The 20,562-nt window shown below is 67.5% G+C and carries 17 protein-coding genes; 4 read left to right on the top strand and 13 right to left on the bottom strand.

The features are described from left to right. Window positions 1-255: 255 nt before the first annotated feature. Window positions 256-468, bottom strand: a complete 213-nt coding sequence (locus tag MBTS_RS12440) for a DUF2934 domain-containing protein (RefSeq protein ID WP_192215782.1) — start codon at window positions 466-468, stop codon at window positions 256-258. 509 nt (window positions 469-977) lie between these two features. On the opposite strand from MBTS_RS12440, the gene MBTS_RS12445 reads away from it, so the two are divergent. Further along, window positions 978-2,102 carry a metallophosphoesterase gene (locus tag MBTS_RS12445; protein ID WP_192215783.1) on the top strand — a complete coding sequence of 375 codons (1,125 nt, stop codon included), beginning with the start codon at window positions 978-980 and terminating at the stop codon, window positions 2,100-2,102. Between the two features lie 381 nt (window positions 2,103-2,483). Here MBTS_RS12445 and MBTS_RS12450 read toward each other — a convergent pair whose 3' ends face one another. The 4 genes from MBTS_RS12450 to MBTS_RS12465 form a co-directional block, all read right to left on the bottom strand. Further along, the gene (locus MBTS_RS12450) at window positions 2,484-3,572 is read right to left on the bottom strand and encodes a helix-turn-helix domain-containing protein (protein WP_238253925.1); all 1,089 of its coding nucleotides are present in this window, start codon (window positions 3,570-3,572) and stop codon (window positions 2,484-2,486) included. 20 nt (window positions 3,573-3,592) lie between these two features. After that, entirely contained in the window at window positions 3,593-4,228 is a 636-nt protein-coding gene (locus MBTS_RS12455) for an NAD(P)-dependent oxidoreductase (protein ID WP_192215784.1), read from the bottom strand. 44 nt (window positions 4,229-4,272) lie between these two features. Continuing rightward, entirely contained in the window at window positions 4,273-5,250 is a 978-nt protein-coding gene (locus MBTS_RS12460; RefSeq protein WP_192215785.1) for a sensor histidine kinase, read from the bottom strand. Between the two features lie 429 nt (window positions 5,251-5,679). Next, window positions 5,680-5,967 (bottom strand): hypothetical protein, encoded by a 288-nt coding sequence (locus MBTS_RS12465; RefSeq protein ID WP_018043316.1) that lies wholly within the window; start codon window positions 5,965-5,967, stop codon window positions 5,680-5,682. A gap of 428 nt (window positions 5,968-6,395) precedes the next feature. On the opposite strand from MBTS_RS12465, the gene MBTS_RS12470 reads away from it, so the two are divergent. Further along, on the top strand, window positions 6,396-6,629 hold the full coding sequence (locus tag MBTS_RS12470) for a hypothetical protein (protein WP_056250904.1): 234 nt from the start codon (window positions 6,396-6,398) through the stop codon (window positions 6,627-6,629). 474 nt (window positions 6,630-7,103) lie between these two features. Here MBTS_RS12470 and MBTS_RS12475 read toward each other — a convergent pair whose 3' ends face one another. From MBTS_RS12475 to MBTS_RS24000, 5 genes are all read right to left on the bottom strand, one after another. Further along, complete coding sequence (locus tag MBTS_RS12475; RefSeq protein WP_192215786.1) at window positions 7,104-8,336, bottom strand: MFS transporter; 1,233 nt, start codon at window positions 8,334-8,336, stop codon at window positions 7,104-7,106. Beyond that, window positions 8,333-10,177 (bottom strand): glycoside hydrolase family 15 protein, encoded by a 1,845-nt coding sequence (locus MBTS_RS12480; protein ID WP_192215787.1) that lies wholly within the window; start codon window positions 10,175-10,177, stop codon window positions 8,333-8,335. Before MBTS_RS12480 ends, MBTS_RS12475 begins: the two co-directional genes overlap by 4 nt. A 49-nt stretch (window positions 10,178-10,226) precedes the next feature. Then, window positions 10,227-11,384 (bottom strand): Gfo/Idh/MocA family protein, encoded by a 1,158-nt coding sequence (locus tag MBTS_RS12485; RefSeq protein WP_192215788.1) that lies wholly within the window; start codon window positions 11,382-11,384, stop codon window positions 10,227-10,229. Between the two features lie 203 nt (window positions 11,385-11,587). Further along, complete coding sequence (locus MBTS_RS12490; RefSeq protein WP_192215789.1) at window positions 11,588-13,993, bottom strand: PAS domain S-box protein; 2,406 nt, start codon at window positions 13,991-13,993, stop codon at window positions 11,588-11,590. Window positions 13,994-14,220: 227 nt separating this feature from the next. Next, a complete protein-coding gene (locus MBTS_RS24000) occupies window positions 14,221-14,346 on the bottom strand; it encodes a hypothetical protein (RefSeq protein ID WP_274533767.1) in 126 nt (41 codons plus the stop codon). A gap of 211 nt (window positions 14,347-14,557) precedes the next feature. Between MBTS_RS24000 and MBTS_RS12495 the strand changes: the two genes are divergently transcribed. Beyond that, window positions 14,558-14,701: a hypothetical protein gene (locus MBTS_RS12495; protein ID WP_018043307.1), complete on the top strand. Its 144-nt coding sequence runs from the start codon at window positions 14,558-14,560 to the stop codon at window positions 14,699-14,701. A gap of 48 nt (window positions 14,702-14,749) precedes the next feature. On the opposite strand, the gene MBTS_RS12500 is transcribed toward MBTS_RS12495, so the two are convergent. After that, window positions 14,750-16,174 carry a phosphatase PAP2 family protein gene (locus MBTS_RS12500; RefSeq protein ID WP_056146855.1) on the bottom strand — a complete coding sequence of 475 codons (1,425 nt, stop codon included), beginning with the start codon at window positions 16,172-16,174 and terminating at the stop codon, window positions 14,750-14,752. 337 nt (window positions 16,175-16,511) lie between these two features. Between MBTS_RS12500 and MBTS_RS12505 the strand changes: the two genes are divergently transcribed. Then, window positions 16,512-19,241 carry an MGH1-like glycoside hydrolase domain-containing protein gene (locus MBTS_RS12505; RefSeq protein WP_056147171.1) on the top strand — a complete coding sequence of 910 codons (2,730 nt, stop codon included), beginning with the start codon at window positions 16,512-16,514 and terminating at the stop codon, window positions 19,239-19,241. 347 nt (window positions 19,242-19,588) lie between these two features. On the opposite strand, the gene MBTS_RS12510 is transcribed toward MBTS_RS12505, so the two are convergent. Together MBTS_RS12510 and MBTS_RS23530 are read right to left on the bottom strand one after the other, a co-directional pair. Beyond that, window positions 19,589-19,903 carry a hypothetical protein gene (locus tag MBTS_RS12510; RefSeq protein ID WP_056146857.1) on the bottom strand — a complete coding sequence of 105 codons (315 nt, stop codon included), beginning with the start codon at window positions 19,901-19,903 and terminating at the stop codon, window positions 19,589-19,591. Next, window positions 19,900-20,301 carry a hypothetical protein gene (locus MBTS_RS23530; protein ID WP_210245944.1) on the bottom strand — a complete coding sequence of 134 codons (402 nt, stop codon included), beginning with the start codon at window positions 20,299-20,301 and terminating at the stop codon, window positions 19,900-19,902. Before MBTS_RS23530 ends, MBTS_RS12510 begins: the two co-directional genes overlap by 4 nt. Window positions 20,302-20,562 lie beyond the last annotated feature (261 nt).

Consider the following 20,562-nt stretch of genomic DNA (forward strand, 5'->3'; position numbering starts at 1 on the left):
GCGTTCCGGTGACGGGAAGCCATCTCTGGATGGTATCCGACCGGAAGGTGCGCAAAATATCTAAATAATTCTTAAAGCGGAGCGGTGGCCCTGTTCGAGATTTGTCGCCAAAACCCAGGGCACATGATCGCGCGTTGTGCATTTTGACTATCATCGTGCAAGAATTGCCCGAATTTAGTCATGCGATCATGCATTTCTGACATGAGCGTTATGTTCGGGTAATGCGGTTACGGGCAAGATCGTCTTGCCGTTCGCTCACGCTTGCTGGGGCGGGAGGGAATCGCCGCCCTCCGTCGCCTCGGCCTTCGCCGCACGGTCCCGCTCGGCCCGCAACTCCTTCTCGGCCATGAGCCAGAACTCGATCTCGAACCCCATCGGCTGGTGATTGCGCTCCCAGAGTTCATAGGCGCGCCGGCGGATCTGATCGAATGTCGGCCCAGTGGCGCGGGCCGTCGCATCCCGCATCATCTGTGCCGTGCCTCGTGCTGATCCTGCCTCATCCGAACCCTGTTTCAGCATTCCCCGCCGGCCTCGTTTCGCGTCTGTCGCGTGTGATGTGGATGGGGCCATGGCATGGCCCCGGCGCCGGGACATTCACACATGGCAAGAGCGGGACCGATGTCGGGCCATTCCCCGCGACGGCTCCCCGATCGACAACGGTCCATCTCGAGCCAGGGCGCCTCGGCGCCGTTGTCGCACATGCAAGAGGCGGGCGCGCGCCCGCGGGAGGGAGATGGACCGTACGGGAGGGCTCTTTCCGCGCGTCCTCCACCCGGGCGGGTCGCAGGACGAGAACGGGCCGTCGGACGTGACATCCCCCGCCCCCTTCGGCGACAGCGAGTGTGCTCGGAAGCACGTGATGGCGTGTGCGAGGTGGATCGATGCGTCCCGCGCCGCGCGGTCGATGATATGGCCTCGTTCCACGCGGGAGCAGGATCGGCTCCGTGCCGATCGTCCACCGTCGCCGATACGAGAGCATGTTTCACCTGATCTTCGGTTTGCCCTGCCTGTACGTCATCACCAGGGTACTCTGGCCCCTGCCATGGCCGCTCGCCGTGAAGGCCGGCGTCGCCGTCCTGCTGCTCGTCGCGTCGCAGTACCATCTGTGGAGCCGCCTCTCGTCCGGCTCGGTCTTCGCGCCCGAGTTTCCCCGGCTGCTGATCGTGCTGTTCAACTGGGCCTTCGGGGCGATCGTCCTCCTGGCGGCGATGCAGCTGGCCCTCGACGTCGTGGAGCTGGCCTCCAAGGTCATGCCCGGCGGAGGCTGGGCGATCCCGGCCGGCTGGCGCTACACCGAGGCGGCGCTGGCCATGCTCCTGTCGGCGGTGGCGGTGCAGCAGGCGGTGCGGGTGCCGCCGCTCAAGGACGTCACCGTCGAGATCGAGAACCTCCCGGCCGGTTTCGACGGCTTCACCCTGCTCCAGCTGACGGACCTGCATCTCAGCCGCCTGTTCCCGGCGGCCTGGGCGCGGGAGGTGGTGACGCGATCCAACGCGCTCGGCGTCGATCTCATCGTCATCACCGGCGACCTGATCGACGGGGCCCTCGCATCGCGCCGCGCCGACGTCGAACCGTTGCGGGGTCTCCGTGCCCCGGACGGGGTCTGGGTGATCCCCGGCAACCACGAGTATTTCTTCGACTACGCGGGGTGGATGCGCCGCTATGCCGAGCTGGGCATGGGCGTGCTGGAGAACCGGCATACAATCCTGAGGCGCGGCGCCGATGCGTTGGTCCTCGCGGGCGTGACCGACCTGTCGGCGTCGCATTCGGGCCGGCCGGTGCACGACCTCGACGCCGCTTTGGCCGGTGCGCCGTCCGATGCCCCGATCGTCCTCCTCGACCATCAGCCGAAGGATGCGGCGCGGGCGGCCGCCAAGGGGGTGGCCCTCCAACTCTCCGGGCACACGCATGGCGGGATGATCCAGGGCCTCGACCGCCTGGTCGCGCGCGCCAATGCCGGCTTCGTCTCCGGCCCCTACGCGGTCGGCGCCATGACGCTCTACGTCAACAACGGCACGGGGCTATGGCCCGGCTTCGCCTTGCGGCTCGGGACATCGTCCGAGCTGACGCGCATCACGCTCCGGGGCAAACCGCGATCCTAGACCTGCGCGCGACCGCGTTGGGGTGGGTGCAGCTCTGGTGGTGAAAATCTGACGTTTGGTCCACGCTGCCGGGGCTGCTTTCGACCGAGGCTGTGTGAAAATGCGTCTCGGGCCGATACAAGTAGAACGATTTTCTGCAACAGTCCTCGAAAGTCGCTATTGCGGCCATTCGGCCTTATGTTTCTCTAGCTGCCATGAAACATTGCTCTCCTGCGTTGCGACGTGCTGACGTTTTTACACAGCCTGGACCCTTCACAGATCCTCGGAAGGTCCGCTTCGCGGCAGCTTAATTAAGGATGACCCACGTCCGGGGTGGGTGGAAAGCCGAAGGTCTGCTTCCAGGTTTTAGCCATCGGTAGGCAGACCTTCGACCGCAGAACCTCAGTCGGAAAGCTGAAGGTTTTTCATCGCGTCGTTGAGCCAAGCCCAGGCCTTTCGATCCGCGGCAATTGGTGTGTCGCCATGGAGGATGATGACAAGCTCCCGGTACCGCCCCAAGCGACCGGCGTTCCTGTCGTACTGAGTGAAATGCCATTCGCGGAATGCACAATCAGGCTTTCGTCCGAGAGCACGGGCAGATCCTTCCAGCCACTCACGGGCGACGGCCTGAGCCTGAACACTCTGCGGCGACAGCCCGTCAACGATCCCTTTAAGCGCTGCCGCGTACGCTTTGGTCGAGGCAACCTTGTACGCAGCAGCGTCGAGGTTATCGGTCCAGAAAGCCTTCGTGCCTTCATGGACCTCGTGCTCGAACGAGGGGTCGGACAATAAGCCCGCAAGCTCGTCCCAGGCAGACAGCTGTTCCACCGTGGGGGCATCGGGCAGCTCAGGCAAACTCATCTCTAAGACCTGACGCCGCCACTCGCTATCGAGAGTAGTGCCTGCGGCTATGCGGTCGATAAACCGTTCAATCCGTACCGTCATCTGCTGGTTGCTCAAGTTGCTCATGGTCCAAATCCTCCTCAGATCACTATCGGCAGGGTTTGGGACACGAAGCGTAGCACGAAGAACTGCGGCCATCCGCTGCATGGCTGCAATCTCCGCTTCGAGGACGTCAAGGCGGGTTTGCAGTACGTCCGACAAGGACAGACGGCGTGCCAAGAGACGCTCAATCGTGTCCAGGCTGACCCCAGCCTCGCGTAATGCGTGGATGAGATCGAGCTTGGCCACGTCCTCATCGGTGTAGAACCGATAGTTGGACGCAGAGCGCAATGCTGGCGGCAGCAGGCCCTTATCGGAGTAGAACCTGATACGTCTGACCGGTTGCCCAGTGAGACGCGCCAGATCGCCTATCGTGTACGTCTTCGCTCCCATGGCGACCCGAGTACGGCCTCCACCGAGTGGAGGGTCAACACCTGTTCGGAGAATCTGGTAAAAGCGGTTCGGCAGGGAGACGACCGCTTTCACAATTCGGTCGCCGCCGTCCAAGCGACCGTTGTTGCGCCGCGCTTTTTCTCCCCAAACCACCATCCACTTCGGCGAAGAGCGCTCTAGCCGATGAGGACGACGGCCTTGCGCTCGTAGGATCGCCCGTCGATCTCGCCGGCGATGAAATGCGCCACGTCGGCCCGGGAGATCAGGCCGTTCCGCCAGGACGCGGGCTCCGTCAGGATCCTGTAGCGTCCCGTGGCGGAGCCGGGCGTCAGCACGCCGGGCCGGACGAAGGTCCAGTCCAGGCCGCTTCGACGGATCCGCATCTCCTGGGCGTCCTTGTCGTCATAGGCCCGCCCGAACACGAGGCGGAAGGGGATGCGTTGCAGCAGGCCGATGGCGTCACGGCTGTCGCCGGTGCCGAAGCCCGTCACGGAGAGGATGCGCCGCACGCCGGCTGTCTCCATGGCCGGCACCAGCACGTTGGTGGCCGCCGAGAACAGGGTCACCGGCCCGAGCAGGTTCTTCGCCGGCACGCCCAGCGCCTGCACCACGACGTCGATGCCCTCCAGGGCGGATGCGATATCGGCGGCGTTCAAGGCGTCGCCGGGGAAGCGTTCCAGCCCCTGGCCCGACAGCGACATGGTCGCGGCGGACCGGGCGAAGGCCCGCACGCGATGGCCGGCCGCCAGGGCCGCCTTCACGGTTTCCAGGCCGATGCCCTGGCTGGCGCCGATGACGAGGACGTGGGCCATGTCCGGTTTCCTGGTGGGTGAGGTGAAGAGGGACGGATGATCGGTCAGGCGACCGGGACGTGCATCGCGAAGCCGAGACCGGCCTCGTCGATCCGGCGGGTGAAGCTTCCGCCGAGGCTGCGCTCGATGGTCTGTTTCAACAGGCGGGATCCGAAGCCGCCGCCATCGGACGCGACCGCCCCCGAGGACGCCGAGGTCTCGTTCCAATCGAGCGTCAGCGTGCCGTCCGCAACGCGGCCCGTCACCGTCAGCGTGCCGCCTCCCGACAGGGCGCCGTACTTGGCCGAGTTGGTGGCGAGCTCGTGCAGGATCATGGCGTAGTCGTTGACCTTGTCGGGAGGCGCCACGGCGGCCTCCTCGACGTCGATCGCGATGTTGCCGCCGTCGAGATAGGGGGACAGGATCCGCTCGGCCAGCGTCCGCAGCCTGACGTTGCCGTGGTCGCCGGCCTGTGCCCGCGTGGCGAGGGTGGTGGCTTCGTGCAGGACGCCGAAGCGTTGCGACAGGTCCTCGGCGAAGTGCGGAGTCGACGTGGCGCCCCGGGCGACGATGGCGGTCAGCGCCCGGGCGACGGAGAACATGTTCGAGACGCGATGGGCGAGCTCCGCCGTCAGGAGGTGCTCGGCTTCTTCGGCGCGTTTCTGCCGGGTGACGTCGAGAAAGATGGCCTGGACCCATTCGCCGACCTTACCGGCCTCCCCACCCACGCCGCGGGCGGAGACCCAGCGTGCGTGAGGGCCGTCGCCGATGCGGAAGTCGAAGCTGTAGGGGTGGGAATCCGTCTCGCTCGCCGCCCAGTCGCGCATCATCGCGCTGCGGTCCTCCGCGTTCACGCGCTCGAACAGGTCGTCGATGGGGACGACGGACTCGGAGGTTCCCCAGAACTCGCGGCAGAGCCCATCGAGCTGGGCCAGCCTACGCGTCGGTGACCAGGCCCATAGGGCGACACCGCCACGATGGATGGTGTCGGTGAAGCTCGCCAGCGTCCACTCGTAGCCAGTCGACGTCACATCCTCGGCCATGCAATTCCTGATCGATCCCTGAACACGGGCGATGCCGATCGCATCGCCGGGGGGACAAGCCGCACGGCCGTAATTTGCTCCCTCACGCCATCGTCATCATACAACCGCGGCGATCGTTTCTCCTTGCGAAACCGCAAGCGGTCGGACCGCCCCCATCCTCCCTGGCGTTCGAGGCTTCAGGTCGGGCCGATTCCCGGTTCGACGAGGAGGGGCAGGTGGTCCGTGGACCGGCCCGACGACGACATGGTCGATCCGCAACAGCGGCCAGCCGCTCGGAAAGGTGGCGGAGCGGACCTTTGCCCGGCGATCCGCCTCGCAGGCGGCGACGACGGATGCCGTGGGACAGGACACGGACGCCGATCGAACGGGAGGGCACGGACCGTGACCGGCGCGCGCGCGCCCCCGCGAAAGAGGATGCCGCTGCGGCGCTCAATCGTCGTCGTCGTCGACGGGGGATCCGGAGGGGATCGGGCTGCCGTTCTCGACCCCGTTCTCGAACATGCCGGGCGGACCGTCGAAGCCGACGACGCCGTCCGGATTGTCCGGCGACACGTTGGGGTCCACCGGCGGCGGCATGGTCCGGTCGAGGCGGCGCTCGATGCGTTCCTCGCGGCGCAGATCCTGGGTGATCGGCACGTCGCGGGGGCTCTGGGCCAGGGCCTCGGCGGCCGGGGACGCCGCGAAGAGCCCCAGCAGGATAGCGGATCCGAACTTCATCTCATGCCTCCAGGCGCCGTGTCGGCTCCGTCGCCGGAGGTTATCGAGCCGCGGGCAATAAAGACCAGTCAATTTCCATGCTGAAGAACGATTAACACAGGCTCGCGAGGACCGTAATTTGCGCCGATGCGGGCGAGCGCTTCTCGAATTCTGCGCGCATGCATGGTCGTCCGCGTATCGGGCGGGACAGCGCGGGTGAGGCCGCGCCCGCCTCCGGTCGACCGGCGGATGTGGGGCCGCCGCCGCGCCGGCCCGCCCATTGCTAAGCTCCATCCATCGGCGTCGGGTCGGGTCGCTGGACCACGCTTCCCGTCGATGACCGAAGGCCCGCCGTGTCCCGATCGTTATCCTCGTTCGCAGATGACACCCGAGACATCAGGACGAAACAGACACCTGGGACGTTGTCCTTTTCGGAAAGGGAGACCTGAATGGACGCGAGCCTCATTGCCATGAACGACGAAGCCAACCGGATCGGCTCCGAGCGACTTCTGACGCAGCTGCGCGAGGAGGGGCTCGTCTATCGTCTCTGGGTGACGGGCACGGCGAAGGGAAGCCGCCTGCACATGCAGGTGAACGGGCTCGACGACGAACTCGAAGGCCGCCTCGTCCGCGTCCTCAGGGGCCGGGGCATGCAGCTCGATATCCAGCCGCTGACGTCGTAGGCGGCGCGGCCCTATCCGCTTCGGGCTTTCTGCTCGGCACCACCTGCATGGCTCGGCGTTCTTCGCCTATGCTGTCCGCCGAGGTGCCCTGCGTGTCGTTGGCGTGTGAGTTTGAGAAGGCGAACGATTTCTTGAGCGCTACGGAAATCGCTACCGCATACTTGGAGGGCCGTATCAGGCCGCTGAGCGCGGCTATTGCGATCTTGCGATATGTCGATGCTTGGCAACCTGTTTGGCTAGCCACGAACGGTGCCACAGGCCCGCTCTCTGCCATCTACGCCGCGTCCGACGAGGCAGATCGAATCGGCTTCCTGGGAGATTACGAGGAGAGATGGCACCCGGACGTCCGGTCTCAGAAGCGAGCGCAACTGGCTGAGGCAGAGGATCGCCTTGCAAAGCCGATGATGGCCGCCTGCCAAGCGATTCTGAGCTACGAGGGCACTCAGCATCACATGCAGCGTTCAAACTGACCCACTACCGGACCGTCGATGAGGCGGCGCGGGGCCGTTCCAGGGAGGCGGAGACCGCCCATAGGGCCAACCCGCCCAGCGCCAGGGCGACGCCGACCCACCCCGTGGAGGGCAGGCCGAACCCGGCGGTGAGGGCGAGGCCGGCGAGCCACGGACCCAGCGCGTTGGCGAAGTTGAAGGCCGAGTGGTTGAGCGCGGCAGCCAAGGTCTGTGCGTCCTCGGCCACGTCCATCAGGCGCGTCTGCAGGATGGTGGCGAGGCCGCCGCCGCAACCGATGAGGAACACCACCGGCGCCAGGGTCCAGACGCTCTCCACCGCGAACGGGTAGAGGGCGAGAGCCGCCGCCGCCCAGACCAGGGTCAGCCCGGCCGCCGGCATCAGGGCGCGGTCGGCGGCCCAGGCGCAAACGAGGTTGCCTGCCGTGAGGCCGAGGCCGAACACGGCGAGCACCAGCGGGATCGCCACCGGCGCGGCATGGGTGACCTCGATGAGCGTCGAGGCGAGATAGGTATAGACCGAGAACAGGCCGCCGAAGCCGATGGCGCCGATGGCCAGGGTGAGCCAGACCTGCCCGCGCCGCAGCGCCCCGAGTTCGCGGAGCGCACTGGCGCCCGACGCCGGACGGCCGAGGGGCGCCAAGACCCGCACCGCCACCGCCGTCAGCATCGCCAGGACGGCGACGAGCCCGAAGCTCCAGCGCCAGCCCACGAGCTGGCCGATCCCGTTGGCGAGGGGCACCCCGGCCACCGTGGCGAGGGTGAGACCCAGGATCACCCGCGAGACCGCCTGGGTCCGCCGCTCCCGTGGGACGAGGGAGGCGGCGACGAGAGCGGCCACGCCGAAATAGGCCCCGTGCGGCAGGCCCGCCAGGAACCTGAACAGCAGCATCCCGTGATAGTTCGGGGCCAGGGCCGACAGGACGTTGCCCAGCGCGAACAGAACCATCAGCCCGACGAGGAGCGTCCGTCGGGCCATGGTGGCCGCCAGCACGGCGATGACCGGCGCGCCGACGACCACGCCGAGGGCGTAGGCGCTGATGACATGGCCGGCGGTCGGCGCGTCGATGCCGAGATCGGGCGCGAAGGCCGGAAGCAGGCTCATCGTGGCGAATTCGGTGGTACCGATGGCAAAGCCGCCCATGGCCAGGGCGGTGAGGACGAGGCCGGGATGCCGGCTGGGCGCCGCATCCGGCAGGCTGAGAGCGCCGGAACGGGTATCGAGGGTGGTGCCGGTCATCGGGCCGCTTTCAAGTCTCGTTCGCGGTCGCCACGCAGGGAACAGGCCGCGTGAAGCAGGGCGAGATGGCTCAGGCCCTGCGGTGTGTTGCCGAGATGGTCGCCGGTGTCGGGATCGACCATCTCGCTCATCACGCCGACGCCCCGGGTGACGGCGCTCAGCGTGCCGGTGAAGACCGCCTCGGCCTCGTCCTGCCTTCCGAGCTCGGCCAGGGCCTCCACCAGCCAGAACGAGCAGGCGACGAAGGCGCCCTCCTCCCTCTCCGCTCCCGAATAGCGATAGAGAAGCGGGCCGCGCCCGAGTTCCTCGCGGATCGCGTCGAGGGTGGAGGACAGGCGGTCGCGCCCGTCGAAGCCGAACCGGACCGCCAGGGTCAGGGAGGCGTCGAGGCGGTCGGTGCCGGGATAGAACGTATAGGCTCGGCGCGTCTGCGACCAGCAATGCTCCTCGATCCAGGCCTGGATCCGATCCCGCTCCCGCGACCAGCGCGGCACGCAGGTCGCCGAGATATGGCCGGCCTCCGCCAGTTCGACGGCGCGGGCCAGCGCCTGCCAGGCGCTGATCTTCGACATCGTGTAATGCTGCGGGACTTCCAGTTCCCAGATCCCGGCATCCTTCTGGCGCCAGCGGTCGGCGCATTCGTCGGCGAGGTCCGCCAGGACCGTCGCGCTCTTCTGGTCGAGGATGTTGCCGTCGGCGACGAACAGGGTCGCGGTCTCGAAGATGTCGCCGTAGATCCCGTGCTGGTGCTGGCGGGCCGCCGCGTTGCCGACCCGGACCGGGCGCGACCCGCGATAGCCGGCCAAGTCGAGAGAGGTCTCCTCCGGCACCTTTCCCCCGCGCAGGGTGTAGAAGACCTGCGCCCCATGCGCGCCGAGATGCTTCATCAGCCAGGAGAAGGCGGCCTTCGCCTCCGGCATCGCGCCGACGCGCAGGAAGGCGTTGACGGTGTAGCCGGCGTCGCGGATCCAGGCGTAGCGGTAATCGTAGTTCTTCGGCCCGCCGATCCGTTCGGGCAGGGAGGTGGTGGCGGCCGCGGCGATGGCCCCGGTCGGCGAGTAGAGCAGCAGCTTCAGGGCGAGGCCGCTGCGCCGCACCTCGGAACGGTGCGGGCCGTCGTAATGCAGGCCCTCCGCCCAGTGTCGCCAGGCGTCGTCGCTGACATCGATGCGCTCGTCGATCTCCGCGATGGTGGGGATGCCGAGGGGCTCGTCCTCACCGGCCAGAAGCGCCACCAGCGCGCGCTCCCCCTCCCCCAGCGTCACCGTCGCCGCGATGGTGCGGTCCTCTTCCTCGAGGATGCGGATGTTGTCGCTGAAGCGGATCACCCCGAGCACCGGTCCCACATGGAAGACGCAGCCGTTGGGGTTCGGCTGGAGCCAGGGCGAAAGCGAGTCGCCGCGCGTGCCGAAGACGGCGCGGATCCGGAACGTCACCGTGCCCGAGACTCCCTCCAGCCGGCGCGCGAGTTCGCACCAGGGCAGGCGGCCGGCGCGGCTGCTGTTGAGGGATTCGGTGATCCGGGCCGTGCCGGTCGCCGTGGTGACGATCGTCTCCAGCACGTTGCTGTCGGTGCGGTAGCGCCGCTCCATCGTGAACGCCCCCTCGGGGCGAACCTGGAAATAGCCGCCGCTGTCCGGCTCCAGGAGCCGGTCGAACAGGGGCGGCGAATCCATCTCGGGGACGCACCACCATGCCACCGCGCCGTCCGGCCCGACGAGGACGACGGAGCGGCCGTCGCCCAGGGCGGCATAGTCCTGGATCGGGTGTTCCGTGCCGTCCGGGTCGACGCGCCGGGCATCGACGGTGAGGTCGGTGCCCGCCTGGGCTCGGTCATTCATCGCGAGAACTTGTGGAGCGAGGGACGGGAACGGTCTCGAAACGGCCGGGCTAGTTCAGCGGAACCTTGTCCTTGCCCTTGCCGGGATTCGACGTGTTGACGAGCTCCGGCGCCTTCTGTGCCGGGAGCGTCTGCTCCTGGGCCTTCGTGTCGATGCGCTTGGTGCGGGTGAAGGGTTCGAGCGTCTGGGACGTCCCGGTCTGCAGGGCGCGGACGATGCCTTCGATCACACGAAGATCGGCCAAGCCTTCCTCGCCATCGGGCTCGGGCTCGCGGTCATGAAGGATGCAATCCGAAAAGTATTTCAGCTCGCCGCCGAAATGGTCGGTGTTCTTGAAGCTGGCGTGGCTCTTGTCCTCGCCGATGGTGACCGTGTGCTCCAGAGGCTTGCCGTACATGTAGGCCGGGTTGACCTCGACGCTGCCTTTGGTGCCGACGACCGAATAGCTGTCGAGGGTATTGCCGTAATAGGACAGCACGAACTGCGCGATGCGGTTCTGCGGGAACCGGAGGGTCACCGCGACGGTATCGTCGAAATCGCCGAGACCGGCTTCGGGGTGGCGGATGCCCACGGCCGAGACCACCTCCGTCGGCTCGTCGCCGAAGATGGTGCGGGCGGCGTTGATCGGATACGGACCCATGTCGAAGATCGGGCCCGCTTCGATGCCGCTGGTCGCGCGGTGGTTCTCGGGCGAGACCATCTGGGTGAAGGTCGAGGAGAAGGTGAGGAGGTCACCGAGCCGGCCGGACCGGATCAGGTCGATGGTCGCCAGGGTGCAGGGCTCGAAATGCAGCCGGTAGGCCACCATGAGCTTGGCGCCGGAGGCTGTCTGGGCCGAGATGATCTCCTTCGACTTCTCCGCCGAGATTTCCAGCGGCTTCTCCACGAGGACATGGATGCCGGCCTTCAGGGCGGGAACCGCGAACTCCGCATGGCGCCAGTTCGGCGTGGCGAGATAGATCGCATCGATCGTGCCCGAGGCCAGCAGCGCGTCGAACTCCTCGTAGCCGTAGGTATCGGTGACGCCGTATTGCGCGCCGACGCCGCGCGCCTTCTCCGGGTCGCCGGTGACGAAGGCGACGATCTCCGAATTGCCGGTGTGCTTCACGCCGGGCAGCATGGCTTCCTGCGTGATGTCGCCGAGGGCGACGAAGGCGTAGCGGACCTTTTTCGAAGAGGTCAGGCCGAGGGCGGAGGCGATGCTCATGGGGATGTCCGTATCGGGCGGGCGTCGTTCGGTGCCGGCCTGGAATGCGCGGGAACCGGGCGAGGCGGCGATGACGGGCCGTGCGGTGACGACAGACGTGCCCCATCGCCCCGGTGACCACGCGCCGGCTTTCATGAGGAGGGAACGTTGCACTGCAACAGAGGTTGCCGCGTCGCCCGGTCGCGCCCGCCCGGCGGGCCGCGTCAGCGCGAGACGGCGAGCCGCAGGATGCGCGACAGGTCGGCCACCGAATAGGGTTTGCGCAGGAGCTCGAACCCATGGCTGCCCTCCTCGGCGAGGACGTGGCTGTAGCCCGAGGTGAGCACGATCGGCAGGTCCGGCCATGTGCGACGGATCGCGTGGCCGAGATCGATGCCGTTCATGCCCGGCATGACCACGTCGGAGAAGACCACCTCGAAACCGGCGGAGTCGCGCGCCAGGGCGTCGAGGGCCTGCTGCGCATCCGTCACCCAATGCGTGACGTAGCCGAGTTCCTGCAGGGCCTGGGTCGCGAAGGCGCCGACCTCCGCGTTGTCCTCCACCACGAGCACGCGGGTGCCGTGCCGCTCGGCCAGGGGCGGGGGCTCGCGCACCGGCTCGGCGGCCACGGCCTCCCCCGCCGCGCGCGGAAGATAGAGGGTGAAGGTCGTGCCCTGGCCGAGGCGGCTTTCCACCACGACCTCGCCGCCCGATTGCTTGGCGAAACCGAAGACCTGGGACAGGCCGAGGCCGGTGCCCTGCCCGACGCCCTTGGTGGTGAAGAACGGCTCGAAGATCCGGTCGAGGACCTCCGGCGCGATGCCCGAGCCGGTATCGGCGACGGAGACGGCGACGAAATCCCCCCGGATGCGGGGATGCGCCCGGACGGCCGGGATGATCGACGCGCGGCGAACCCGGATGGTCAGCCGGCCTTCGCCGTCCATGGCGTCGCGGGCGTTGACGACCATGTTGACGAGGGCCGTGTCGAACTGGCTCGGATCGGCGTCGATGAGGCAGGCCAGCGGCTGTCCCGCATCGTCCCGGCCGGTCTCGATCTGGGTCACGACCTGGATGCGCGCGCCCGTGAGCGTGCCGACCATGTCGGCCACGGAGGCCACGCCCTTGGCGACGTCGAAGACCTCTGGCGTCAGGGATTGCCGACGGGCGAAGGCCAGGAGCTGGCCGGTGAGCTTGGCCGCGCGGGTCACCGTATCCGAGATGGCGTCGACATAGCGCCGCCGGCGCTCCTCCGGCAGGTCGGGACGGCGCAGGAGGTCGGTGGAGGACCGGATCACGGTCAGGAGGTTGTTGAAGTCGTGGGCGACACCGCCGGTGAGCTGGCCCACGGCTTCGAGCTTCTGCGATTGGCGGAGCTGCTCCTCCAGGGCCTTGCGCTCGGTCACGTCGCGGCCGGCGGCGTAGAAATGGTCGCCCTGGGGAATCGCGTTCCAGGAAATCCAGCGCTCGCTGCCATCGGCCGCCATCTGCCGGATGTCGAGGTTGTCCAGGATGGCGCCGCTCCGCAACCGGTCCATGGCCTGCTCGGCCGCCTTGCGGTCTTCGGGATGCACGAAAGCGTCGAACCGCGCGCCGACCAGGGCCTCGGCGGGCCAGCCCAGCATCTCGCTCCAGGCCGGATTGACCGACCGGTAGATACCGTCGAAGCCGCAGATCACGAGGAGGTCGCGGCTCGCGCGCCAGACGAGGTCCCGCTCCGTGGTGCGCTCGCGGGCCGTCGTCCTCAGCACGGTCTCGGCTTCGCGCCGGTCGGTGATGTCGTTGAACAGGATGGCGACGCGCCGCTGGACCGGCTCCCCGATGCGCAGGGCGTGCACGTCGAACCAGCGGCCCAGCGTCACCGCCCCGCTCTCGAACCGGACGGGTTCGCCGGACAGGGCGACCTCGCCATAGGTGTCGAGCCAGCGGGGTTCGATGCCGGGAATGACCTCGCTGACCCAGCGGCCCTCGACGTCGCCGAGGCCGGCCTGCCGTTCGAAGGCGGGATTGACCTCGATGAAGCGGTAGTCGATGGCGCGGCCCGTGGCGTCGAACCGCATCTCGACGATGCAGAACCCGGCATCGATGGCGTCGAACAGCGTCCGGTAGCGGGCCTCGCTCTCGGCGAGCTTGCCCTCCTCGGTGCGGAAGCGGGTGACGTCGAGCTGGCTGCCGAAGAAGTAGCGCAGGCGCCCGTCCCGGTCGAAGACGGGGCTGACATAGAGTTCGTTGCGGAACGGCGTCCCGTCGCGGTGATAGTTGATGATCTCGACCACCACGTCGCGCCGCGCCGCGATGGCGTCGCGCAGGCGCGCCACGTCGGCCGGGTCGGTTCCCGGCCCCTGCAGGAACCGGCAATTGTGCCCGACGAGTTCCTCCGCCGAGTAGCCGCACAGGTCCTGGAAGGCGCGGTTGGCGAAGACGATGGGATTGTCGGGCTGGTTCGGGTCGGTGATGATCTGCGGCATGCGGGTCTTCTCCGCCGCCGTGAACAGCAGTTCCGGCCCCGCCGCCGAGGTCTTCTGGCCGCTCTCCGGGGAATGGATGCCGGACGCGATCTCCGCCTTCAGCCGCGCGATCTCGGCTTCGAGATCGGCTTCGCGCCGCCGCAACCGGTCGATGTCGTCCTCCATACCGCCCGTTCCCATCCGGCCGCCGCGTTCATCCGGGCTCGAGGGAGCCCAACGGTCGAGACTGCGGTCGGCTCCCTAACCCATCTGGGGGGCGGCCGTCGCGCATCCGAAGGGTCCCCGTTCCGCCCTCACGATCGGGCGTCGCTCGCGACGAAAGTGCTGCCTCAGCCGTCCCGGTGACGCCATCGCGCGGAACGACGCAGTGGACGTCCGGGGCGGGGCCGCGATCAGCCGATGACGTCGTCGTCCCATTCCACCCGCGGATAGGAGACCGGCGGCTCGCGCAGCACCCAGAGCCCCAGGCATCCCACGGCACAGACCGAAGCGCTGATGTAGAGGATGAAGTCGAGCACGGACGAGGCCCTCGCGGCAGGCTGATGATGGGCCATTCTCCCGTGGCACGGCTAAGAAAGCCTGAACGTCCGCGAGACGACGGCCCGTACCGTCCCCTCGTCATGTCGAAGCACCCACCAGGGCGCGTTCGCGTGGATGTGCGCCGGCGCAACCCGTCGGCCCGCCTCCCGGCGTAGAGCCTTCCTCTCTCCCCCGAGAAGGAAAAGGGCGATGTCCGCCAAATGGGTCCTCGCGTTGACGGTCCTGGTCTTCCTGACCACCGGCCGGGCGCCGGGAATGCGTGAGCTGCGAAATCCCGACGCTGAGTCCGGCCATTCCCGCATCGTCCACATGGTCAAGCGCGTGTCCGAGTGAGGATGCGCGGCCCGTCGTCCGCCACCCCATGCGCCGGCGCGGTGAGTGCTACGGGGCGGCGGACCGCCGGGTGGCGGCGAGGGCCGCCGCCTTGCCCCCGGCCGCGTAGAGGTCGAGCCGGGAATACAGGCCGAAGACCGAGCCGTCGTCGAGGAAGCCGCCGGCCGGGCCGAGGGTGTCGGTGAGGATGGCGTTGGCCTCGGCGAGCGTCACCGCCGGAAAGGCGGCGGTGAGGAGATGTCCGGCCTCCGGCGCGACCCGCGCGACATCCACCGCCTGGCCCGACCGGTCCCGATGCACCACCGGCAGGCCGTAGGTCTGGGTGGAGGCGTAGAAGGCCCCGTTGGCGGCGGCATCCTTGAACCGGCTCCGGTCGGCGGCGGCGCAGGCGGCCACCGTGTCGCCGCAGCCCTCGCGAAGGACGGCCTGGAGTTCCGCGCGGGCCGCCTTCAGGGCCTCGGGATAATCGGTGATCGTCACCGCGCCGTCGGTGGCGCGGCTCATCTCGTTGTCGATGGCCGGGTTCGCGCGGGTCTGGCCCACATAGGCGGGGTCGTTGGCCAGCAGATGGGCGACGGCGTGGAGCGCGACGCTCCGGCCTCCGAGCACGTCCATGGCGTAATGGGCGCCGACCACGATGCGGTTGTTGCCGTACTCGGCCCCGCGCGCGATCATCTGCTGGTAGCGCTCGGGCACCAGCAGGGCGAGGAGCAGGGATTCCGTATAGCCGTAGGTGGTGTGGCCGCTCGGATAGGACGGGCTGTCCGTCAGGTTCTGCTTCGGCCCCCGCAGCCAGTCGATGCTGTGCGAGGCGGCGCCGAAATAATCCTCGCCGCGATAGGCGAGAAGGCTCGGCTCGGTCTGGAACGGGCGCGAATTGCCGAAGGCGTCGGCACCCGGCGTCCCGGCGGGACGGCCATAGGCCTTGCCGAAGACATCCGTCGTACCGCCGATCCTGGTCAGGATGGCGCGGGCGGGTTCGGAGACGGGGGCCTCCCCATTCGTCGTCGCATTGGCGAAGAAGTACTTCCCCGCATTCGAATCCGACTTGGTGATGTTGTTGGTGTAGCCGATCAGGCGGGCGATGCTGCCAGAGACGCTGGTGAAGGTCTTGAAGTCCTCGTAGCGCGCCTTGGCCTGATAGGCCTCCCCGAGGGCGGTGCCGAGGCCGTCGGCGAGCTGCGCGGCGTTGCCGTCGGTGATGAAGCAATCGCGCAGGGCGAGGCGCTGCTGCTCGGGAAAGGGCAGCAGCAGCGGCTGGTCGTGCCGCCCCATCTGGATGTCGCCGGTGACCGTGAGGTTCGCCGCCAGCGCCGCCTTGCCCTCCGCCGTCGCCGCCAGGGCGCTCACCGGCGCCAGCCCGCGCACAGCTTCCAGATTCGTCGCCGATTGTGCCAGCGCGTGAGCGGGCGCGAGGGCGAGGAGGGCGATGAGCCCGAGCGTGCGGGCCGTGTTCGTGCGTGGTCTGGTCATGGCACCGGAATCAGGCTGTCGTGGCGGTGGCGCAGGCTAGCAGAGTGCTCGGCCCGCCGCCGCCGGATTTCGCGGCGGATCACGCGCACCATTCCGTGACGCCCGCGTGACCGTTCTCCGGCGGCCGGTCGAGGACCGCCCCTGGCGGCATGTTCCTCCAAGACATATCGGCGCTTGGCGCTAATGGTGCATCTCGGCTCCCACTGAGCCAAAGCCCATCGGGACCGATGACCGCCCAAAAGTCGCCCTCCACGTCTTGCTGCACGATTCCTTGCCGCACAATTCCCCGCCGCACGATCCCCCGTCCTTGCCGGCCGTTGCCCGCCGCGCGCCGGTCATGTCCGTTCGGCGCCTGCGTCCAGCGTGGTCCGGCACGAGGGGAATCGGCGTGAGCGAGCTCGACGCCTGGGCCGAGCGGCGCCGCATCGCCGAGCAGGCGCGGGGCGAGCGCGCATGGTCCCTGTGGGGGCCGTATCTCGCCGAGCGCCAATGGGGGACGGTGCGGGAGGATTACAGCCGCGACGGCAATGCCTGGCGCTCGCTGACGCATGAGGAGGCACGCTCGCGCGCCTATCGCTGGGGCGAGGACGGGCTCGCCGGCATCTGCGACGAGCGTGGGCAGATGTGCCTGTCCCTCGCCCTGTGGAACGGCCGCGACCATATCCTGAAGGAACGGCTCTTCGGCCTGACCAACGAGGAGGGCAACCACGGCGAGGACGTCAAGGAGGTCTATCACTACCTCGACGCGACCCCGAGCCATGCCTACCTGAAGTTCCTCTACCGCTATCCGCAGGCCGCCTATCCCTATGACGAGCTCGTCCGCGAGGGTCTGCGCCGGGGCCGGGACCAGCCGGAATACGAGATCGAGGACACGGGCGCCTTCGCCGAGGACCGCTTCTTCGACGTCACCGTGGAATACGCCAAGGAGGAGATCGACGACATCCATGCGGTGATCACGGCGACCAACCGTGGCCCGGAGGCGGCCGATCTGCGCCTCGTGCCGCAGCTCTGGTTCCGCAACATCTGGTCGTGGCGCGAGGGACCGGCGGAATCGCGCCCCAAGATGGCGGTCCAGCCCGATGGGAGCATCGCCTGCGAGCATCCGCGCCTCGGCCGATACCGGCTCTCCCATGACGGCGAGCCGGAGGTGCTGTTCTGCGAGAACGACACCAACCTGCGCCTGCATGGCTGGCAGCCCGATGCAGCCGGCCCGTTCAAGGACGGGCTCCACGCGGCCATCGTCGGGGGCGACGAATCCGCCGTGCGGCGGGATGGCGGGACCAAGCTCGGCCTGCATTACGCCTTCCGCCTCGAGCCCGGCGAAACCCGGCGGGTGAACCTCAGGCTGTCGGCGGGGTCGCGGCCCCGTCCGGTCGACCACGAGGGCGCCATCCTGCTGCGCCGGATCGCCGAGGCGGACGCCTTCTACGACGCCCTTCAGGACGGCATCGCGGACTCGGATTCGCGCGCCATCTTCCGCCAGGCCGCCGCCGGGTTGATCTGGTCGAAGCAGCTCTATTGTTACGACGTGCGGCTTTGGCTGAAGGGTGACCCGCTCCAGCCGGCCCCGCCGCGCGAGCGCGACGGCGGGCGCAACATCCACTGGCGTCATTTCGCCGGGTCCGACGTGCTCTCGATGCCGGACAAGTGGGAATATCCCTGGTTCGCGGCCTGGGACCTCGCCTTCCACTGCCTGCCTCTGGCGCTGCTCGACCCGGATTTCGCCAAGAAGCAGCTCCTGCTCCTCACCCGCGAATGGTACATGCACCCCAACGGCCAACTCCCGGCCTACGAATGGGAGTTCGGCGACGCCAACCCGCCGGTCCATGCCTGGGCCACCTACCGGGTGTTCGAGATCGACCGTGACCGGCGCGGCGGGCGCGGCGACCTCGCCTTTCTGGAGGGCGTCTTCCACAAGCTCCTGATCAACTTCACTTGGTGGGTGAACCGCAAGGACGCCGACGGCCGCAACGTCTTCCAGGGCGGCTTCCTCGGCCTCGACAATGTCGGCGTGTTCGACCGGTCGCGCCCGCCCCCCGGCTTCGGCCGCATCCATCAGGCCGACGGCACCGCCTGGATGGCGATGTATTCGCTCAACATGATGCGCATCGCCCTCGAACTCGCGCTCCACAACGACGTCTACGAGAGCACCGCCTCGAAGTTCTTCGAGCATTTCCTCCTCATCGCCGAGGCGATGACCGACATGGGCGGCGAGGGCTTCGGCCTGTGGGACGAGGAGGACGAGTTCTACTACGACGAGGTCGACATTCCCGGCGGCGGGATGCTGCCGTTGCGGGTCCGCTCCGTGGTGGGGCTGGTGCCGCTCTTCGCCGTCGAGGTGATCGAGCCCTCGGTGCTGCAGCGGCTGCCGGATTTCGCCCGGCGCCTGAACTGGCTCCTCGAGAACCGCCCCCACCTTGCCTGCCTCGTCTCGCGCTGGGACGAAGGCGGCGTCGGCGACCGCAAGCTGCTGTCGCTCCTGCGCGGGCACCGGATGAAGGCGCTGCTGCGGCGCATGCTCGACGAGGCCGAGTTCCTCTCGGACCACGGCGTCCGCTCCCTGTCGAAGGCGCATCTGGAGCGGCCCTATTCCCTCAACGGGTTCGGCGACGCGTTCACGGTGCGCTACGACCCGGCCGATTCCACATCGAACATGTTCGGCGGCAATTCGAACTGGCGCGGCCCGGTCTGGATGCCGGTCAACTACCTCGTCGTCGAGGCGCTGCGGCGGTTCCATTCCTATTACGGGGACGACTTCCTGGTGGAATATCCCACCGGATCGGGCACGTTCCTGACCCTCAACGCCATCGCGGACGCCCTCACCGACCGCCTGATCTCCCTCTTTGCCAAGGGCGAGGACGGTAAGCGGCCGGCCTTCGGCGATCGCCCGCCCATCGCCTCGGCCCCCGGCGCCGAAGACGCCCTGCTGTTCCACGAGTTCTTCGACGGCGATACCGGCCGCGGCCTCGGCGCCTCCCACCAGACCGGCTGGACGGCGCTGATCCTCAACCTGCTGCACCAGAAGGCGCAGCGGACGGAGGTGGAGAAAGGTGAAACGGCGGCGTGACGGGCCATGTAGGGGGCGACCTGCGATTCTCGGGCAGGGTAGCATCCCGTTTGCGAGGGCTCGCGACCCGGATAGCCGTGAGCAATCGTCCGATCAGCACAACCCGACGTGCAACTCGGTCTCGAGCGGAGCGGGATCTCCCCTGGGGCTCGGTTCTGACCCTGAATGGCGCTGGCATCCACACGGGGCGGCAACTGCTCGCTACGGCGAATGCTCAGACCTTGCCGGATTGAGCGCGTCTCGGTTTCGGACTCCGCTACTCGGCCTTGTTGGAAGAGCGCGGGACAAAGTTCCGCGCCAATGTGCTGAACGTGACGGGGGCGAATTACTGGACCTATACAGCTTCTCTAACGATCGTAGGATTTTCCGCCGGTGCTGATGCCGTACAGCATTGAAGAGTAGGGCAGTCGGGCAATGATGGTTGCTTGGCTCGCTACCCTACCGGCGACCATGCCTCGGCATAGGAGGTTCACACTCCCCATTTCCCGCTCGCAGAATGCATCTGGGCTGTCGATGAAGTTTAGATTCGTTAACCGTGAGATGATGACGGTTCGCCCTTCAGGTATGGCGCCGATAGGCTGGATGACGAAGATCGTGACGAACTGTGCAGCGATGACAAGCGCGACAGCCATAATAGTGAGGGTGGCGAGCGATTTCTTCACGAGACCGCTCCTCGAAGCATGGTCTCTAAGTCCTCACGGTTTTTGAATTTAATCGTTCGGCCATTGACGATTGCCACCACGCCACCGTCTGGCTCATTCCGGTAGGGCGTGCTGCCAATCACACCATCGGCGGCAAAGTCCACTGCTGACTCACGCACAGGGGTGAACCCCTTGCTGGCCAATTCAAGTGCTTTCTGCTTGTTGGCCTCTTCGCTCCCCTCGGCAGGTTTCATAATAAGCGCATGAGGCAACGCAACAATAAAGAGGGCCGCACCGTAGAACCACCACAGCGCGAACGACTGCCCTTTTTTCTGAGCAATGAAAGCTGGGATCAACACAATTAGGGCTGCGATTACAAGGATTTTCCACTTCCCGCCCCTAACTGCTTTCACCTGCATTCTACCGAAGGTGGTGGTATCCGCTAGGTACGAAGGCAGACAGACGGCGTGAGGGAATATATCCTATGGCATTAATGTCACAGAGCTCGGCTCTGTCGTCGATGTCGATCGACCTCTGATCGGCGGAAGCGCGTCCCGCGCGAGTACCCGGTCGGGACAGGAGCGCATACCCGTTCCGATGCTCTGAAGGCTTGCCGTCGGGCTCGTCCCCTGGCACGCGTCTTCCATGCCGGAAACCGCACCCGCCCGCCGTCCCCTCTC

Source organism: Methylobacterium bullatum (genome assembly GCF_014845095.1).
Lineage (GTDB): Bacteria > Pseudomonadota > Alphaproteobacteria > Rhizobiales > Beijerinckiaceae > Methylobacterium > Methylobacterium bullatum.

Coding starts and splice junctions, on each gene's coding strand:
- MBTS_RS23530 (WP_210245944.1), bottom strand. CDS start 20,301: ATGCAGGTGAAAGCAGTTAGGGGCGGGAAGTGGAAAATCCTTGTAATC.
- MBTS_RS12480 (WP_192215787.1), bottom strand. CDS start 10,177: ATGAATGACCGAGCCCAGGCGGGCACCGACCTCACCGTCGATGCCCGG.
- MBTS_RS12450 (WP_238253925.1), bottom strand. CDS start 3,572: ATGGTGGTTTGGGGAGAAAAAGCGCGGCGCAACAACGGTCGCTTGGAC.
- MBTS_RS12505 (WP_056147171.1), top strand. CDS start 16,512: ATGTCCGTTCGGCGCCTGCGTCCAGCGTGGTCCGGCACGAGGGGAATC.
- MBTS_RS12445 (WP_192215783.1), top strand. CDS start 978: ATGTTTCACCTGATCTTCGGTTTGCCCTGCCTGTACGTCATCACCAGG.
- MBTS_RS12485 (WP_192215788.1), bottom strand. CDS start 11,384: ATGAGCATCGCCTCCGCCCTCGGCCTGACCTCTTCGAAAAAGGTCCGC.
- MBTS_RS12490 (WP_192215789.1), bottom strand. CDS start 13,993: ATGGAGGACGACATCGACCGGTTGCGGCGGCGCGAAGCCGATCTCGAA.
- MBTS_RS12460 (WP_192215785.1), bottom strand. CDS start 5,250: ATGGCCGAGGATGTGACGTCGACTGGCTACGAGTGGACGCTGGCGAGC.
- MBTS_RS12465 (WP_018043316.1), bottom strand. CDS start 5,967: ATGAAGTTCGGATCCGCTATCCTGCTGGGGCTCTTCGCGGCGTCCCCG.
- MBTS_RS12475 (WP_192215786.1), bottom strand. CDS start 8,336: ATGACCGGCACCACCCTCGATACCCGTTCCGGCGCTCTCAGCCTGCCG.
- MBTS_RS12455 (WP_192215784.1), bottom strand. CDS start 4,228: ATGGCCCACGTCCTCGTCATCGGCGCCAGCCAGGGCATCGGCCTGGAA.
- MBTS_RS12500 (WP_056146855.1), bottom strand. CDS start 16,174: ATGACCAGACCACGCACGAACACGGCCCGCACGCTCGGGCTCATCGCC.
- MBTS_RS12495 (WP_018043307.1), top strand. CDS start 14,558: ATGTCCGCCAAATGGGTCCTCGCGTTGACGGTCCTGGTCTTCCTGACC.
- MBTS_RS12470 (WP_056250904.1), top strand. CDS start 6,396: ATGGACGCGAGCCTCATTGCCATGAACGACGAAGCCAACCGGATCGGC.
- MBTS_RS12440 (WP_192215782.1), bottom strand. CDS start 468: ATGATGCGGGATGCGACGGCCCGCGCCACTGGGCCGACATTCGATCAG.